This is a genomic window from Mycobacterium sp. 852002-51152_SCH6134967, from assembly GCF_001667105.1.
In the GTDB taxonomy this organism is placed as follows: Bacteria; Actinomycetota; Actinomycetes; order Mycobacteriales; family Mycobacteriaceae; genus Mycobacterium; species Mycobacterium neumannii_A.
The window spans coordinates 285,724-303,120 of the sequence record NZ_LZIK01000012.1 but is presented as its reverse complement, the minus strand read 5'-3'; the positions used below and the strand labels follow the sequence as shown (position 1 = coordinate 303,120).

15 protein-coding genes are annotated in these 17,397 nt (G+C 69.0%); 12 read left to right on the top strand and 3 right to left on the bottom strand.

Annotated elements, in window-relative coordinates:
- Nucleotides 1-248: 248 nt before the first annotated feature.
- The 5 genes from A5790_RS04170 (at nucleotide 249) to A5790_RS04150 (ending at nucleotide 7,896) form a co-directional block, all read left to right on the top strand.
- Nucleotides 249-1,652 (top strand): cobyrinate a,c-diamide synthase, encoded by a 1,404-nt coding sequence (locus A5790_RS04170; RefSeq protein WP_066841511.1) that lies wholly within the window; start codon nucleotides 249-251, stop codon nucleotides 1,650-1,652.
- Nucleotides 1,649-2,854, top strand: a complete 1,206-nt coding sequence (gene cobA, locus A5790_RS04165) for a uroporphyrinogen-III C-methyltransferase (protein ID WP_066841510.1) — start codon at nucleotides 1,649-1,651, stop codon at nucleotides 2,852-2,854. Before A5790_RS04170 ends, cobA begins: the two co-directional genes overlap by 4 nt.
- Before the next feature lie 32 nt (nucleotides 2,855-2,886).
- Nucleotides 2,887-4,479, top strand: coding sequence for an MFS transporter (locus A5790_RS04160; protein ID WP_066841509.1), 1,593 nt, complete (start codon nucleotides 2,887-2,889; stop codon nucleotides 4,477-4,479).
- Nucleotides 4,480-4,554: 75 nt separating this feature from the next.
- Entirely contained in the window at nucleotides 4,555-6,072 is a 1,518-nt protein-coding gene (locus tag A5790_RS04155) for an MFS transporter (protein ID WP_064416956.1), read from the top strand.
- 66 nt (nucleotides 6,073-6,138) lie between these two features.
- Complete coding sequence (locus A5790_RS04150) at nucleotides 6,139-7,896, top strand: proline--tRNA ligase (protein ID WP_066841508.1); 1,758 nt, start codon at nucleotides 6,139-6,141, stop codon at nucleotides 7,894-7,896.
- Nucleotides 7,897-7,968: 72 nt separating this feature from the next.
- On the opposite strand, the gene A5790_RS04145 is transcribed toward A5790_RS04150, so the two are convergent.
- Together A5790_RS04145 and A5790_RS04140 are read right to left on the bottom strand one after the other, a co-directional pair.
- Nucleotides 7,969-8,436 carry a ferritin-like domain-containing protein gene (locus A5790_RS04145; RefSeq protein WP_066841507.1) on the bottom strand — a complete coding sequence of 156 codons (468 nt, stop codon included), beginning with the start codon at nucleotides 8,434-8,436 and terminating at the stop codon, nucleotides 7,969-7,971.
- On the bottom strand, nucleotides 8,433-8,942 hold the full coding sequence (locus A5790_RS04140; RefSeq protein ID WP_066841544.1) for a hypothetical protein: 510 nt from the start codon (nucleotides 8,940-8,942) through the stop codon (nucleotides 8,433-8,435). Before A5790_RS04140 ends, A5790_RS04145 begins: the two co-directional genes overlap by 4 nt.
- A gap of 134 nt (nucleotides 8,943-9,076) precedes the next feature.
- On the opposite strand from A5790_RS04140, the gene rimP reads away from it, so the two are divergent.
- From rimP to A5790_RS04110, 7 genes are all read left to right on the top strand, one after another.
- Nucleotides 9,077-9,616, top strand: coding sequence for a ribosome maturation factor RimP (gene rimP / locus A5790_RS04135; RefSeq protein WP_066841543.1), 540 nt, complete (start codon nucleotides 9,077-9,079; stop codon nucleotides 9,614-9,616).
- Nucleotides 9,613-10,656 (top strand): transcription termination factor NusA, encoded by a 1,044-nt coding sequence (gene nusA, locus A5790_RS04130; protein ID WP_066841506.1) that lies wholly within the window; start codon nucleotides 9,613-9,615, stop codon nucleotides 10,654-10,656. Before rimP ends, nusA begins: the two co-directional genes overlap by 4 nt.
- The gene (locus A5790_RS25315; protein ID WP_369829757.1) at nucleotides 10,566-11,126 is read left to right on the top strand and encodes a YlxR family protein; all 561 of its coding nucleotides are present in this window, start codon (nucleotides 10,566-10,568) and stop codon (nucleotides 11,124-11,126) included. Before nusA ends, A5790_RS25315 begins: the two co-directional genes overlap by 91 nt.
- Before the next feature lie 78 nt (nucleotides 11,127-11,204).
- On the top strand, nucleotides 11,205-13,913 hold the full coding sequence (gene infB, locus A5790_RS04125) for a translation initiation factor IF-2 (protein WP_066841505.1): 2,709 nt from the start codon (nucleotides 11,205-11,207) through the stop codon (nucleotides 13,911-13,913).
- Nucleotides 13,914-14,417 carry a 30S ribosome-binding factor RbfA gene (rbfA, locus tag A5790_RS04120; RefSeq protein WP_066841504.1) on the top strand — a complete coding sequence of 168 codons (504 nt, stop codon included), beginning with the start codon at nucleotides 13,914-13,916 and terminating at the stop codon, nucleotides 14,415-14,417.
- The gene (locus A5790_RS04115; protein WP_066841503.1) at nucleotides 14,392-15,390 is read left to right on the top strand and encodes a bifunctional oligoribonuclease/PAP phosphatase NrnA; all 999 of its coding nucleotides are present in this window, start codon (nucleotides 14,392-14,394) and stop codon (nucleotides 15,388-15,390) included. Before rbfA ends, A5790_RS04115 begins: the two co-directional genes overlap by 26 nt.
- Nucleotides 15,391-15,397: 7 nt before the next feature.
- Entirely contained in the window at nucleotides 15,398-16,726 is a 1,329-nt protein-coding gene (locus A5790_RS04110) for an MATE family efflux transporter (protein ID WP_156656293.1), read from the top strand.
- A 90-nt stretch (nucleotides 16,727-16,816) separates the two neighbouring features.
- Here A5790_RS04110 and A5790_RS04105 read toward each other — a convergent pair whose 3' ends face one another.
- Nucleotides 16,817-17,383 (bottom strand): class I SAM-dependent methyltransferase, encoded by a 567-nt coding sequence (locus tag A5790_RS04105; RefSeq protein ID WP_066841501.1) that lies wholly within the window; start codon nucleotides 17,381-17,383, stop codon nucleotides 16,817-16,819.
- Between the last annotated feature and the right edge of the window lie 14 nt (nucleotides 17,384-17,397).

The window sequence follows — 17,397 nt, the reverse complement described above, 5'->3', positions numbered from 1 at the left end:
TCTGATTCCTCGCCACCGACCACCACCACATCAACACAATTCCAAACCCAAAAAACAAACCCAATAACAACCAAATAAAAAAACAAACAACAACAACAAAAAACACAAAACAAAAAAAAAAAAAAAAAAAAAAAAAAAAAAAACAAAAAAAAAGGAGGACCCCCCCGGCGCGCGCGGGGGGCGCGCCCGCCCCGGCGGCGGGGGCCCCCCCGCCCCCCCCGGGGGGGGGGCCCCACGCGGGGGGCGGGGTGAGCAGGGCGACGCCTGCGGTGGTGATCGCCGCGCCCACGTCGGGTAGCGGAAAGACCACCGTGGCAACGGGTTTGATGGGGGCGCTGCGGCGGGCAGGGCGGGCGGTCGCGCCGTTCAAGGTCGGCCCCGACTACATCGACCCCGGCTATCACGCGCTGGCCTCGCTACGGCCCGGCCGCAACCTCGACCCCGTCCTGACGGGGGAGCACCTGATCGGGCCGCTCTACCGGCACGGCAGCGCCCGAGCCGACATCGCGGTGATCGAAGGCGTGATGGGCCTGTTCGACGGCCGCATCACCGAGGAGTCGCGCGGCAATGCGTTCGGATCCACCGCACATGTCGCCGCTCTGCTGGGCGCGCCGGTCGTCATGGTCGTCGACGCCCGCGGACAGAGTCACAGCATCGCCGCACTGCTGCACGGCTTTTCGACGTTCGACTCCTCGGTTCGCGTTGCCGGGGTGATCCTCAACCGCGTCGGCTCGCCGCGCCACGAGGAGGTACTGCGCCAAGCCTGCGAACACGCCGGCATCCCGGTCTTGGGTGCGATTCCCCGCTGCGACGAAATGTCTGTCCCCTCACGGCATCTGGGCCTGGTCACCGCGGTCGAACACGGGAACAGGGCGCGCGAGGCGGTGGAGGCGATGACGGCGCTCGTCGGTCGCCACGTCGACCTGGTGGGGATCGCCGCGCTGGCCGACAGCAGGGTCCTCGACGACCCCTGGGACGCCGAGGAGGTGACCCCCGTCGGCGGAAACGCCACGGTGGCGCTGGCATCGGGCAGGGCGTTCAGCTTCGGCTACGCCGAACACCGCGAAGTGCTCACCGCCGCGGGCGCCGAGGTCGTCGAGTTCGACCCGCTGACCGACGCGCTGCCGTCGGGTGCCGATGCCCTCGTCGTGCCCGGCGGTTTCCCCGAGGAGTTCGTCGCCGAACTCTCCGCCAACGACGTCGCCCGCACGCAGATCAGACAACTGGCGGCGTCGGGAGCCCCCGTGCACGCCGAATGCGCGGGCCTGACCTATCTCGTCGACAACCTCGACGGTCACCCGATGTGTGGGGTGATCTCCGGTTCGGCGACGTTCACCGACCGCCTCACGCTCGGCTACCGCGAAGCCGTCGTGGTGACCGACTCGCCGCTGCACTCGATCGGTGCCCGGATGATGGGACACGAGTTTCACCGCACCGCAGTCACTTTCAAAAACGACTACGCTCCCGCGTGGATCTTCACCGGCCACGCCATCGGCCGCAGGAGGGACGGCGTGGTGGACGGGGCGGTGCATGCCGGCTACCTGCACACCCACCCCGCCGCGCACCCGCGGGCGATCAGCCGCTTCGTGGCGGTGGCCGCAACCTCTAAGCTCGCGCCGATGAGCTCGCGCGAACAGGATCCGGATCAGTGACCGAGAACGCCTATCTGGTCGGTCTGCGCCTGACCGGCAGGAAGGTCGTCGTCGTCGGCGGCGGCAGTGTGGCGCAGCGCCGCTTGCCGCTTCTGGTGGCCAACGGCGCCGACGTGGTCGTGATCGCGCGCGAGGCCACGCCCGCGGTCGAGGCGATGAGTGGAATCGCGCTGCAGCTGCGCGAGTTTGAACCGGGCGACCTCGAGGGCGCCTGGTACGCGATCGCGGCCACCGACGACCCGGCCGTCAACGCGGCCGTCGTCGCCGAGGCCGAGGATCGCCACATCTTCTGTGTGCGCGCGGACGTCGCCGTCGAAGGCACGGCCGTCACCCCCGCATCGTTCGAGTACGAGGGGCTCTCGGTCGGTGTGCTCGCCGGCGGTGAGCACCGCCGGTCGGCGGCGATCAGGTCGGCGATCCACGAGGCCATGCAGCGCGGGCTCATCGCACCGGACAGTTCGGCAACCGCCGACGTCGTACACGGCGGCGTGGCGCTCGTGGGCGGGGGACCGGGCGACCCCGAGTTGATCACCGTTCGCGGGCGTCGGCTGTTGGCGCACGCCGACGTCGTCGTCGCCGATCGACTCGCACCGCAGGAACTGCTGGCCGAGATGCCGCCGCATGTCGAGGTCATCGACGCGTCGAAGATTCCGTACGGCCGGGCCATGGCACAGGACGCGATCAACGGCCTGCTGATCGACCGCGCGAAAGAGGGCAAGTTCGTCGTGCGACTCAAGGGCGGCGACCCGTTCGTGTTCGCGCGCGGATACGAAGAGGTGCTGGCGTGCGCCGAGGCCGGTATCCCCGTCACCGTCGTACCCGGTGTGACCAGTGCCATAGGGGTTCCCGCGCTCGCGGGTGTGCCCGTCACCCACCGCCACGTCACGCACGAATTCGTGGTGGTCAGCGGGCATGTCGCGCCCGGGCATCCCGAATCGTTAGTGAATTGGAATGCCTTGGCCGCGCTCTCGGGCACCATCGTGTTGCTGATGGCGGTCGAACGCATCGAACTGTTCGCCGAGGCTCTGCTGGAAGGCGGACGACCTGCGGATACGCCGGTTCTGGTGGTTCAGCACGGCACCACCGCCGCACAGCGCACTTTGCGCGCGACGCTCGCCGATGTCGCAGAACGCATCCGGGAGGACGGAATTCGGCCTCCTGCGATCATCGTTATCGGGCCCGTGGCCGCCTTCGCCGGTTAAAGGGATCTTAAGATTACTGTAAGGTAACCCCCATGACGGCTCTCAATGACGCAGAGCGTGCTGCCATGCGCCGTGACGCCGAGGGTGGGGCAAATCGAGCATTCCCACCGCACTCCCAGAAGACCGCTATCGGGTCTGCGCGCGGGCAAACCGGCAGGTCCTCGGCGTGGCTGCCATCACCGAGGTTCATCGCTGCGGTCATCGCGATCGGCGGTATGCAGCTGCTCGCGACCATGGACAGCACGATCGCGATCGTCGCGCTTCCTAAGATCCAGGACGAGCTGAGCCTCTCCGACGCCGGCCGTAGCTGGGTGATCACCGCCTACGTGCTGACCTTCGGCGGCTTGATGCTGCTGGGCGGGCGACTCGGCGACACGATCGGCCGCAAGCGCACCTTCATCGTCGGCGTGGCGCTGTTCACCATCGCTTCGATCCTGTGTGGTCTCGCGTGGAACGAGGCGACGCTTGTGGTCGCCCGGCTGCTGCAGGGCGTCGGCGCTGCGATCGCCTCACCGACCGCGCTGGCGCTGATCGCGACGACGTTCCCGAAGGGCCCGGCCCGTAACGCGGCCACCGCGATCTTCGCCGCGATGACCGGTATCGGCTCGGTGATGGGCCTGATCGTCGGTGGTGCGCTGACCGAGGTGTCGTGGCGCTGGGCGTTCCTGATCAACGTGCCGATCGGCCTGGTGATGATCCACCTGGCCCGCAAGACCCTGCGGGAGACCAACCGCGAGCGGCTCAAGCTGGACGCTGCGGGCGCCCTCCTGGCCACGCTCGCCTGTACCGCAGCGGTGTTCGGGTTCTCGATGGGGCCCGAACAGGGCTGGCTGTCGCCGATCACGCTGGGTTCCGGTCTCACTGCGTGCGCTGCTTTCCTGGCGTTCCTCTACGTCGAGCGCACCGCGGCCAATCCGGTCCTGCCGTTCGACCTGTTCAAGGACCGCAACCGTGTCGCGACCTTCGCCGCGGTGTTCCTGGCCGGCGGTGTGATGTTCACGCTGACCGTGCTGATCGGCCTGTACGTGCAGGACATCATGGGCTACAGCCCGCTGCGCGCAGGCATCGGGTTCATTCCGTTCGTGATCGCGCTCGGGATCGGGCTCGGGCTCTCGTCGCAGCTGGTGCAGATGTTCCCGCCGCGACTGCTGGTCATCGCGGGCGGCGTGCTGGTGCTGGGTGCCATGATCTACGGCTCGACGCTCGACGCGAACATCCCGTACTTCCCGAACCTGGTGCTGCCGATCACCGTCGGCGGGCTGGGCATCGGAATGATCGTGGTGCCGCTGATGCTGTCGGCGATCGCCGGCGTCGGCTTCGACCAGATCGGCCCGGTGTCGGCCATCGCGCTGATGCTGCAGAACCTCGGCGGGCCCGTCGTGCTGGCCATCATCCAGGCCGTGATCACGTCGCGCACGCTGTATCTGGGCGGCACCACCGGCCCCGTCAACGACATGAGCGCCGCGCAGCTGAACGCCCTCGACCAGGGCTACACCTACGGCCTGCTGTGGGTGGCCGCGGTCGCCGTGATGGTCGGGCTCGCCTCGCTGTTCATCGGCTACAGCGCGTCGCAGGTTGCGCATGCGCAGGAAGTCAAGGACGCGATCGACTCCGGAGAGCTTTAGCTCTGACTTCGGTGTAGTCCGTCGCGCCCGGCGCGACCGAATACACCGAAATCGCACTCGGTAGGGTGGCTGACCATGTCTGCCGTCGGTGGTTCCTCCGAGTCGACGGACCGTCCCGTGCCGCCGGCGGCGTTGCCGCTCGCGAAGTCCGTTCTGGGCCCGGCGATCATCGCGATCACCGGCATGCAGCTGATGTCGACCCTCGACGGCACGATCGTGATCGTCGCGCTGCCCAGGATGCAGGCCGACCTCGGCCTCACCGACGCCAGCAAGAGCTGGGTGATCACCGCGTACGTCTTGGCGTTCGGCGGTCTGCTGCTGCTCGGCGGGCGCGTCGGCGACGCGATCGGCCACAAGCGCGCATTCCTGTCCGGCGTCGGGGTGTTCACCATCGCCTCGCTGGTCTGCGGCCTGGCCACCGACCCCGCCACGCTGATCGTCGCGCGCGCGGTACAGGGCACCGGGGCGGCGGTGGCAGCGCCCACCGGGCTGGCCCTGATCGCGACGACGTACGCGGTCGGCCAGGCGCGCAACCGGGCGTTGGCCATATCGGCGGCCATGCAGGGCATCGGCTCGGTGCTCGGCCTGGTGCTCGGCGGCGCGTTGACGGTGATCTCCTGGCGGCTGGCGTTTCTGATCAACGTGCCGATCGGCATCGCGATCATCACGATCGCGGTCCTCAAGCTCGCCGAAACACACCACGAGCGACTCAAACTCGACATCACCGGTGCGCTGCTGGCGACGCTGGGCTGCTCGTCGGCGGTGCTCGTCTTCACCCAGGGCCCGCCGCGCGGCTGGATCGACCCGCTGGTCATCGGCGCCGCGGTCGCGTCGGCGGTCTTCTTCATCAGCTTCCTGCTCGTCGAACGCACCGCGCAGCACCCGATCGTGCCGTTCTCGGTGTTCGACAACCGCAACCGGGTCATGACGTTCATCGCGCTGTTTTTGGCCGGCGGCGTGCTGCTGACGCTGACGGTGATGATCGGTCTGCTGGTGCAGGACGTCCTGGGCTACTCGGCCCTGGAGGCGGGCATCTGCTTCATCCCGTTCGCGCTCGCGTTCGGGGTGGGCACCGCGGTGGCCGCCCGGCTCGCGCCGCATGTCGCCCCGCGCTGGCTGATCCTCGGCGGCGGCATCTTCGTCCTCGGCGCGATGCTGTACGGGTCGACGCTGGACCGCAGCATCCCCTACTTCCCGGACCTGTTCGCGCCCATCGTGATCGGCGGCTTCGGCATCGGCGCCATCGCGGTGATCCTGCCGCTGTGCGCGATCGCGGGAGTGGGCCCCGGCGAGATCGGCCCGGTCTCGTCGATCACGCTGATGGTGCAGAACCTCGGCGGCCCGGTGGTGCTCGTGGTCATCCAGGCGGTGCAGACGTCGCGCACGCTGTACCTGGGCGGTACCACCGGACCGGTCAAGGACATGACGCCTGCCCAGCTCGACGCGCTCGGCTACGGCTACACGTATTCGCTGCTGTGGGTCGCCGGTGTCGCGGTGATGGTCGGTATCGCCGCGTTCTTCATCGGTTTCTCATCGCGCCAGATCGCCTCGGCGCAGCACACCAAGGAGGCCGTGGAGGCCGGCGAGCTGTAGCTCGGGCTCCGGCGGGGTCAGAGCGTGGCGATCGGGGGATCAACACAGTCAGTAAGGTTGTCGGCTGTGATCACCCGCATGTCGGAGCTGTTCCTGCGCACCCTGCGCGACGACCCAGCCGACGCCGAAGTGCCCAGCCACAAACTGCTGATCCGCGCCGGCTACATCCGACCGGTCGGGCCTGGGCTCTACAGCTGGCTGCCGCTGGGGCTGCGGGTGCTGCGCAACATCGAACGCGTCGTCCGCGACGAGATGACCGCGATCGGCGGCCAGGAGATCCTGTTCCCGGCGCTCCTGCCCCGCGCGCCCTACGAGACCACCAACCGCTGGACCGAGTACGGCGACGGCGTGTTCCGGCTGCAGGACCGCAGGCGCAACGACTACATGCTCGGCCCGACGCACGAAGAGTTCTTCACCATGACGGTGAAGGGGGAGTACAGCAGCTACAAGGACTTTCCGCTGCTGCTGTTCCAGATCCAGACCAAGTACCGCGACGAGGCACGCCCGCGGGCGGGAATCTTGCGCGGCCGCGAGTTCGTCATGAAGGACTCGTACTCGTTCGACGTCGACGACGACGGGCTGCGCGCGCAGTACCTGGCCCACCGCGACGCCTACCGGCGCATCTTCGATCGACTGGGCGTGCGCTACGTCATCGTCTCGGCCGTCTCCGGGGCGATGGGCGGCAGCGCATCCGAGGAGTTCCTGGCCGAAAGCGAGATCGGCGAGGACACGTTCGTGCGGTGCCTGGAGTCCGGTTATGCCGCCAACGTCGAAGCGGTGACCACGGCCGTCCCGGCGCCGCTGCCCGTCGACGGCCAGCCCGAGGCCAAGGTCCACGACACCCCCGACACCCCGACGATCGCGACGCTGGTCGACTGGGCCAACGCGGCGCTCGATCGCACCGTCACCGCCGCCGACACCCTGAAGAACGTGATGCTCAAGACCCGCGTGCCCGGCGGCGAGTGGGAGCTGCTGGGCATCGGCGTGCCCGGTGACCGCGAGGTCGACGACAAACGCCTGGGCGCTGCGCTCGAACCGGCCGAGTACGCGCTGCTCGACGACGCCGACTTCGCGAAGTATCCGTTCCTCGTCAAGGGGTATATCGGTCCGAAAGCGTTGCTGGCCAACGGGATTCGCTATCTGGTCGATCCCCGTGTGGTCGACGGCACGTCGTGGATCACCGGCGCCGACGAACCCGGTAAGCACGTCGTGGGCCTGGTGGCGGGCCGCGACTTCGTCGCCGACGGCACGATCGAGGCCGCCGAGGTGCGCGACGGCGACCCGTCGCCGGACGGGGCGGGGCCGCTGGTGAGCGCGCGCGGTATCGAGATCGGCCACATCTTCCAGCTGGGCCGTAAGTACACCGACGCGTTCGAGGTCGACGTGCTCGGCGAGAACGGCAAGCCGGTCCGGTTGACCATGGGCTCTTATGGCATCGGGGTGTCGCGACTGGTCGCCGTCATCGCCGAACAACACCACGACGAGCTCGGCCTGCGCTGGCCGGCGGAGGTGTCGCCGTTCGACGTCCAGCTCGTCATCGCCAACAAGGACCCCGCCGCGCGCGAAGGGGCCGAGGAACTGGCGAGCGAGCTGGATCGACGCGGGATCGACGTGCTGCTCGACGACCGCACCGCCTCGCCAGGGGTGAAGTTCAAGGACGCCGAACTGCTCGGCGTGCCATGGCTCGTCGTGGTCGGCCGCGGTTGGGCCGATGGCGTCGTCGAGCTGCGCAACCGGTTCACCGGCGAGACGCGCGAGATCTCGGTGAGCGGCCAGCACGGCGGTGCGGCGGCGAAGATCGCGGGCGCGCTCACCTCGCCGTAGGCCGAACGTGGGTTACCCGCACGCCAACAGCGGGTGAAGCGTGACGCGAGCCCACACTCGGCGCTGCGGCGTTTACTCGTTTCCGCCGGGGAAGGCGACCGTGACCGGCGTCGTGCCGAGCAGTTGACTCCATCGCGCCGCCATCACCGCGCACTGCGTCAGCGCCTCGACGCCGAACGCTCGCTCCTGTTCGGTGCCGGCCTGCTCGACGACCGCGCGCCACGCGACGGCCGCGTCCTCTTCCATTTGCACCGCGAGTTTGGCGGCGTCGGCGGGCGTCTTGACCTCCATCGGCAGCTGGTAACCCGCGGCGGGCAGCGGGCCGGCGACCGACCGGTCCTCCAGCATCTGCAGCCCGGCCTCGCGGCGTTCGCGGTGCTCGCCCATAGCCTTCGACACCAGCCAGTTGTCCTCGGGCGCCGAGCGCGCAGACACGATGCCGTATCCGTAGATGGTCGCGTGTTCGGTGGCGATCGCGTCGTAGAGCGCGCCGTCCGCGGGCTCCGACGGCCGCGTCGGGGTGGGCTCCGCCGACGTCATCGCGGCTTCTCCGGTTCGGCGAGGGCGACGGTGTACGCGGCCGTGCACGCCGCGGCGATCGATGCGAGCAGTCCGGCGCGGTAGCCGGAGAGCTTGGCCGCGAGCTCGGCGGCGCTCGACGCCGAGACCCGCAACGCGTTGGCGGCGTCCTTGACGGTGCGCGGCTTGGCCGGCTCCGCGGTCGTGCTGGTCGGAGTGGACGTGGGTGCCTGCTCGCCGCGCAGCCGGACCAACTCGTCGGACAGCGCCTGGGCATGGGCGGCGCGTTCGGCGGCCACCGCCGTCAACGCCTCCACGACGGGTCCGCGCTCATTGGCCGCCGCATCGGTGGCCAGCTGACTGTCGGCGCGGGCCCGGTCGAGTTGAGCAGCGAGTTCATCGACCTCGGGCGGCGGCGGCGGTGTGCCGCAGGCCGCCGCGGTCGCCCCCAGCAGCGCCAATGCCGCCGCCGAGGCCAACACGCGTCTCCTGCTGACGGTCGGCGGGGGGCTCGGCACGGACAACATCTTGCCATTGCGCTTCGTTCGCATCGGTGTTCGTTTGGCGTTTACCGCGGCGACGCTGGCGTATCGTGGAGTGTCGGTTCCAAGGTGTGTCGCCGAAGGATCGAGTCCGGACAACTCAAGACGAGGAGCTCGCCGTGACGGAGCATTCTGCGGGGTTGCCGTCGCAGAACGAGGTGATCGAGCTACTCGACGGCGAGTTCGCGCGTGCGGGTTACGAAATCGAGGACGTGATCGTCGACCCGGCCGCGCGTCCGCCGCGCATCACGGTGGTGGCCGACGGGGACGACGGCCTCGACCTCGCTTCGATCGCCCAACTGTCCCGTACTGCTTCTGCGCTGCTCGACGAGGTCGACGCGTGGTCCGCCCCCTATGTTCTCGAGGTCACCTCACCGGGTGTGGACCGGCCGCTGACCGCCGAGAAGCACTACCGCCGGGCCCGCGGCCGCAAGGTCGAGCTGACGCTGTCCGACGGCTCGCAGCTCACCGGTAGGCTCGGCGAAATCCGCGACGGCGTGGTGCGTTTGGTCGTGCGGACCGGCCGGCAGGCCACCTTCTCCGTCCGCGAGTTGCCGCTCGACGGTATCGCGAAAGCTGTTGTGCAAGTTGAATTCTCGCCCCCCAATCCGCGAGAGCTGGAGCTGGTCGGCCAATCTGGGAAGGAGGCGTCGGCGTGAACATCGACATGGCCGCGCTACACGCCATCGAGGTCGACCGCGGAATTCCGGTGGGCGAGCTCGTCGAAACCATCAAATCCGCACTGCTGACCGCCTATCGACACACCGAGGGCCATGCCGCCGAGGCGCGCATCGAGATCGACCGCAAGACCGGCGAGGTCAAGGTCATCGCGTCCGAGGTCGACGAGGACGGCAACACGATCACCGAATGGGAAGACACCCCAGAGGGATTCGGTCGCGTCGCGGCGACGACGGCGCGCCAGGTGATGCTGCAGCGGTTCCGCGACGCCGAGAACGAGAAGACGTACGGCGAATTCTCCGCCCGCGAGGGCGACATCGTCGGCGGGGTGATCCAGCGCGATGCGCGGGCCAACGCCCGCGGCCTCGTCGTCGTCCGGATGGGCAGCGAGACCAAGGGTTCCGAAGGCGTCATACCCGCCGCCGAGCAGGTGCCCGGTGAGCGCTACGAACACGGCGACCGGTTGCGCTGCTACGTCGTGGGCGTCAGCCGCGGCGCGCGGGAACCGCTGATCACACTGTCGCGCACGCACCCGAACCTGGTCCGCAAACTGTTCTCGCTGGAGGTGCCCGAGATCGCCGAGGGCTCGGTCGAGATCGTGGCGGTCGCCAGGGAGGCCGGTCATCGCTCGAAGATCGCGGTGGCCTCGCGGGTGCCGGGACTGAACGCCAAAGGCGCCTGCATCGGGCCGATGGGTCAGCGGGTGCGCAACGTGATGAGCGAACTGTCGGGCGAGAAGATCGACATCATCGACTACGACCCCGACCCGGCGAAGTTCGTCGCCAACGCGCTCTCACCGGCCAAGGTCGTCTCGGTGACGGTCATCGACGAGGCCGCCCGCGCGGCCCGCGTCGTCGTACCGGACTTCCAGCTGTCGCTGGCCATCGGCAAGGAGGGGCAGAACGCCCGGCTGGCGGCCCGGCTCACCGGGTGGCGCATCGACATCCGCAGCGACGCGCCTCCTGCGGGCGCCGGCGAGTCCGACCAGGACGCCGCACGCGGTGCCGTGGGGGACCGGTAAGCGCCGGCCGGCGCACGCGTCCACGCCGGGCAGCGCAGCCATTTCAAATACCAGCGGACGTGACGGTAGACTCACCGGTGATCCAGCGCGAGACTTCGGCTTCGGCGCAACGACGCAGCCCCGACGATCCTGTCGGACCGGTGCGGACCTGCGTTGGTTGCCGAAAACGAGAGCTGGCCGTCGAACTGCTTCGGGTGGTCGCTGTCGGCAACGTCGATGGGGCTGGGAATTCTCTCAGCACCGTCACCGTTGACCCGGCGAGAAAGTTGCCGGGGCGGGGTGCGTGGCTGCATCCCTCTCCACAGTGCCTCGAGGCAGCGATTCGGCGGCGAGCGTTCGGTCGAGCGTTGCGCATCACCGGTTCACCGGACCTATCCGCGGTGATCGAGTATGTCGGCACTCGCAGCAGTGCAGACCCGCCCGAGCCCTCGGCAACAGAACAGGTAGCGAAGAACATGAGCACACCGTGAAGTCCCGATGACCATGCGTCATAGCTAACCCGAGGCGCGGCGCCTACCACCGCTGACGCCTCTAGAGATGGAGATGTAGTGGCAGGTAAGGCCCGTGTACACGAGTTGGCCAAGGAACTCGGTGTCACCAGTAAGGAAGTTCTCGCTCGTCTGAGCGAACAGGGCGAATTCGTCAAATCCGCGTCCTCCACCGTGGAGGCCCCGGTCGCGCGCCGGTTGCGCGAATCCTTCGGCGGCGGCAAGAAGGCCGCCGAGAAGGCCAAATCCGAGGGCAATGGTTCGGCGGCCGCGTCGACCGCTGCGTCTGCCAAGAGCGCCGCTCCGGCGGAGCCCGCGACGGCGCCCGCGCCCAAGCCTGCGGCACCTGCCGCCGAGGCTCCGTCCGCCGCGCCGCCCGCGGCGGCCCCCGCCCCGCCGGCCACACCGGCTGCGCCGCCCACCCGCCCGGGGCCGACACCCGGCCCCCGGCCGGGTCCCACGCCGGGCGCGCCGAAGCCGGCGCCACGCGTTCCCCGCGTCGGCAACAACCCGTTCTCCTCTCAACAGCCGGTCGACCGGCCGATGCCCCGTCCCCAAGGGCCCCGGCCCGGACCGGGTGGTCCGCGTCCCGGTGCCCCACGCCCAGGCGGTGCGACGCCCGGCAACATGCCGCCGCGTCCGCCCGGCGCGCGGCCCGGCGCTATGGGTCGCCCCGGTGGTCCGCGTCCCGGCCCCGGTGGCCGCGGACCCGGTGGCGGCGGTGGTCGTCCCGGTGGTCCCGGCGGTGGTGGCGGTGGCGGTAACTACCGCGGCGGTGGCGGCGGCGCACCCGCCGGCGGAGGTTTCCGGGGCCGTCCCGGTGGTGGCGGCCGCCCCGGCCAGCGCGGCGGTGCGGCCGGTGCGTTCGGTCGTCCCGGCGGCGCGCCCAAGCGCGGACGGAAGTCGAAGAGGGCGAAACGCGCCGAATACGAGAACATGCAGGCGCCGGTCGTCGGTGGCGTCCGCCTGCCGCACGGCAACGGTGAAACGATCCGGTTGGCCCGCGGCGCCTCGCTGAGCGACTTCGCCGAGAAGATCGACGCCAACCCGGCCGCGCTGGTGCAGGCACTGTTCAACCTCGGCGAGATGGTCACCGCGACGCAGTCCGTCGGCGACGACACCCTCGAACTGCTCGGCAGCGAGATGAACTACAAGGTTCAGGTCGTCTCCCCGGAGGACGAGGACCGCGAACTGCTCGAGTCGTTCGACCTCACCTACGGCGAGGACGAAGGCGGCGAGGAGGACCTCGAACAGCGTCCGCCGGTCGTCACCGTCATGGGTCACGTCGACCACGGCAAGACCCGACTGCTGGACACCATCCGTCAGGCCAACGTCCGCGAGGGCGAGGCCGGCGGCATCACCCAGCACATCGGCGCTTACCAGGTCGAGGTCGACCTCGACGGCAACGTCCGCCCGATCACGTTCATCGACACCCCGGGTCACGAGGCGTTCACCGCCATGCGTGCCCGCGGCGCGAAGGCCACCGACATCGCGATCCTGGTGGTCGCCGCCGACGACGGCGTGATGCCGCAGACGGTCGAGGCCATCAACCACGCGCAGGCGGCCGAGGTGCCGATCGTGGTGGCGGTCAACAAGATCGATAAGGAAGGCGCCGATCCGGCCAAGATCCGCGGCCAGCTCACCGAATACGGGCTGATTCCCGAGGACTACGGCGGCGACACGATGTTCGTCGACATCTCGGCCAAACAGGGCACCAACATCGACGCGCTGCTGGAAGCGGTCGTGCTGACCGCCGATGCGGCCCTGGACCTGCGGGCCAACCCGGACATGGAGGCCCAGGGTGTGGCGATCGAGGCGCACCTGGACCGCGGCCGCGGCCCGGTGGCCACGGTGCTGGTGCAGCGCGGCACCCTGCGGGTCGGCGACTCCATCGTGTCGGGCGACGCCTACGGTCGCGTCCGCCGCATGGTCGACGAGCACGGCGAGGATGTCGAGGAGGCGTTGCCGTCGCGGCCCGTGCAGGTCATCGGGTTCACGTCGGTGCCGGGTGCAGGTGACAACCTGCTCGTCGTCGACGAGGACCGCATCGCGCGTCAGATCGCCGACCGGCGCAGCGCCCGCAAGCGCAACGCCCTGGCCGCGCGCAGCCGCAAGCGGATCAGCCTCGAGGACCTGGATTCGGCGCTGAAGGAAACCAGTCAGCTGAACCTGATCCTCAAGGGCGACAACGCCGGTACGGTCGAGGCGCTCGAGGAGGCCCTGCTGGGCATCCAGATCGACGACGAAGTCGAACTGCGCGTCATCGACCGCGGCGTCGGTGGTGTCACCGAGACCAACGTCAACCTGGCGTCGGCCTCGGACGCGATCATCATCGGCTTCAACGTCCGCGCGGAGGGCAAGGCCACCGAGCTGGCCAACCGCGAGGGTGTCGAGATCCGCTACTACTCGATCATCTACCAGGCGATCGACGAGATCGAAGCGGCGCTCAAGGGCATGCTCAAGCCGATCTACGAGGAGCGCGAACTCGGCCGCGCCGAGATCCGCGCGATCTTCCGGTCGTCGAAGGTCGGCAACATCGCCGGCTGCCTCGTGCAGTCGGGGATCATGCGACGCAACGCCAAGGCCCGGCTACTGCGCGACAACGTCGTGGTGGCCGAGAACCTCACCGTGTCGTCGCTGCGCCGCGAGAAGGACGACGTCACCGAGGTCCGCGAGGGTTACGAATGCGGTCTGACGCTGACCTACTCCGACATCAAGGAAGGCGACGTCATCGAGACCTACGAGTTGGTCGAGAAGGAACGGGTGTAGATGGCTGACCCCGCACGGGCGAAGCGACTGGCCAAACGTATTTCCACCATCGTCGCCTCGGCGATCGAGTACGAGATCAAGGATCCGCGGCTGTCGGGTGTGACGATCACCGACGCCAAGGTCACCAACGATCTGCACGACGCGACGCTGTACTACACGGTGCTCGGCGCGTCGTTGTCCGAGGAGCCGGATTACGGCGGGGCAGCGGCGGCGCTCGAGAAGGCCAAAGGTGTGCTTCGGTCCAAGGTGGGCGCGAGCCTGAGTGTGCGTTTCACGCCCACGCTCGCGTTCGAGCGCGACACCGTTCCCGACGCCGCGGTCAAGATGGAGGAACTGCTGGCCCGCGCTCGCGCCGCAGATGAGGATTTGGCGAGAGTTCGGCAAGGTGCCAAGCACGCCGGCGATGCGGACCCGTACCGTGTCAGTGAGGTGGAGGGCGAGGCAGTAGCCGGGGGGCCCGACGACTCCGAGGACAGCGGTGACCGCGATCGACAAGACGACTGACGCCCTGGAAGTGGGCGATCGGGTTGACGCCCACGGCGCAGCCGAACTGTTGTCAGCGGCCGCCTCGGTCGGAGTGGTCTGCCACGTCTATCCCGACGCCGATACCATCGGCGCCGGTCTGGCGCTGGCGCTGGTGCTCGACCAGGTCGGCAAGAGCGTCGAGGTGAGTTTCGCGGCGCCCGAGAAGCTGCCCGAATCGCTGCAGTCGCTGCCCGGCGGGCATCTGCTCGTTCGCCCCGACGCGATGCGCCGCGACCCCGACCTGATCGTCACCGTCGACATCCCCAGCATCAACCGCCTCGGGGCGCTGCGCGGCGTCGTCGACGACGGTCGCGAGGTCCTGGTCATCGACCACCACGCCTCCAACCAGCTGTTCGGCACCGCCAACTACGTCGACGCCTCGGCGGACTCCACCACGATGCTGGTGGCCGACCTGCTCGACGCGTGGGACAAGCCGATCGACATCGGCGTCGCACACTGCCTGTACGCGGGCCTGACCACCGACACCGGTTCGTTCCGGTGGGCCAGCCCGCGCGCGCACCGGCTGGCGGCGCGCCTCGTCGATCTCGGCGTCGACAACGCCGGCATCAGCCGGACCCTGCTCGACACCCATCCCTACGCCTGGCTGCCGATGCTGTCTCGGGTGCTGTCCTCGGCACAGCTGCTCAAAGATGCCGCCGGTGGCCGGGGCCTGGTGTACGCGGTGGTGTCACACGACGAGTGGGTCGACGCCCGACCTGAGGAAGTCGAAAGCATCGTCGACATCGTGCGGACCACCGACGAGGCCGAGGTGGCCGCGGTGTTCAAGGAGATCGAGCCGGGGCACTGGTCGGTGTCGATGCGGGCCAAGTCCTACGACCTGTCGCCGGTCGCGAGCGGGTTCGGCGGCGGCGGTCACCGCCTGGCCGCGGGATATTCGGCCACCGGGTCCGCCGAGGACGTGGTGAAGGCGTTGCACGCGGCCCTTGGCTGAGCCCGAACTGGAGCCGCCGAACGCTCCGGTGACCGGCCGCCGGATCGCCGGGCTGGCAGTTCCGGCACTCGGAGTGCTGGCGGCCGAACCCATCTACCTGTTGTTCGACCTCGCGGTCGTGGGCCGGTTGGGCGCACTGGCACTGGCGGGTCTGGCGATCGGCGGGCTGATACTGACCACGCTGAGCTCGCAGATGACGTTTCTGGCGTACGGGACCACCGCCCGGTCGGCCCGCTTCTACGGCGCAGGCAATCGGGCGGCCGCCGTCGGGGAAGGCGTGCAGGCCACCTGGCTGGCGTTGGGGTTGGGTGCGGTCATCGTCGCCGCGGTGCAGGTGTTCGCGGTCCCGCTGGTGTCGGCGCTGGCGGGGTCGTCCGACGGGGGAGAGATCGCCGACGAGGCGCTGTCGTGGGTGCGCATCGCGATCATCGGCGTACCCGCGATCCTGGTGTCGGCGGCGGGCAACGGGTGGATGCGCGGGGTGCAGGACATCGTGCGGCCGCTCAAGTTCGTGGTGTTCGGGTTCGGGGTCTCAGCGGTGCTGTGCCCGCTGCTGGTCTACGGCTTGCTCGGTATGCCCCGGCTCGGGTTACCCGGCTCGGCCGTCGCGAACGCAGTGGGGCAGTGGGTGGCCGCCGCGTTGTTCTGTCGTGCACTGCTGATCGAACGGGTGCCGCTGCGGCTGCACCCCGGGGTGTTGCGCGCGCAGGTGGTGATGGGCCGTGACCTGGTGTTGCGCACGCTGGCGTTCCAAGCGTGTTTCGTGTCGGCGGGAGCTGTCGCGGCCCGGTTCGGCGCGGCCGCCGTCGCCGCGCACCAGGTCGTGCTGCAGCTGTGGAATTTCCTTGCGCTGGTGTTGGATTCGCTGGCGATCGCCGCGCAGTCGCTGGTCGGTGCGGCCCTGGGCGCGGGTCAGCTCACGCACGCCAAATCGGTGGCGTGGCGGGTGACGATCTTCTCGGCGTTGGCCTCCGCGGTGCTTGCCGTGGTGTTCGCGGCCGGTGCGTCGGTGTTTCCCAGCGTGTTCACCGACGACCGCTCGGTGCTCGACGTGATCGGGGTGCCGTGGTGGTTCATGGTGGCCCAATTGCCGGTCGCCGGAATCGTTTTCGCGCTCGACGGCGTCCTGTTGGGCGCCGGTGACGCGAAGTTCATGCGCAACGCGACGCTGGCCAGCGCGCTGGTGGGCTTCCTGCCGTTGATCTGGCTGTCGTTGGCGTTCGGCTGGGGGCTGCTGGGTATCTGGGCGGGGTTGTCGACGTTCATGGTGCTGCGGTTGGTGTTCGTCGGCTGGCGCGCGTTCTCTGGCCGTTGGCTGGTGCCGGGCACGGGTTGATCTGTAATCGGCGCGAGGGACCGCGTTTGCGCACGACACGCCACTGAAAATAGACCAAATGTGGACGCTCGCGGACCGCCAGCGGCCGCGCTATGCGCGGGTCCGGGCTACTGCGGCCCAGCCGAACTCCGTCGTCTTGACCCGGACATCGCCGAATCCCGCTGCCGCCAACCGATCCGGCAGTGTCGCGGGGTCGACGGGGTTGTAGGTGTCGCCTTCGTGCGCGACGGCCAACTCGTCGCTGCCGAGGCTGTCGCTGGCCACCAGCGCGGCCCCGGGCCGCAGCACCCGGGCGACCTCGGCGAAGAGCCGATCCTGAAGTTCGGCGGTGGGGACGTGATGCAGCATCGTGAAACACGCCGCGCCGGAGAAGCGGTCGTCGTCATAGGTCAGCGCAGTCGCATCGCCGCGCACGATCTCGACGGTCGGCACATCGGCGAAGCGCGTTATCAACCTCGCCGCGAGTTCGTCGTCGATCTCGACTGACGTCAGCCGGCCCACCGACTCGCTCAGCACGTCGGTGGTGGCACCGTAGCCGGGGCCGACCTCGAGCACGTCGTCGCCGAGGTCGACCTCCCCCAACGCCCACGGAAGAATCACCTCGCGGATCAGCTGTCGCCATTCCTCGCTGCCGCAGTACTCATGCGCTTCGTTCACGCTCGCAGCGTACG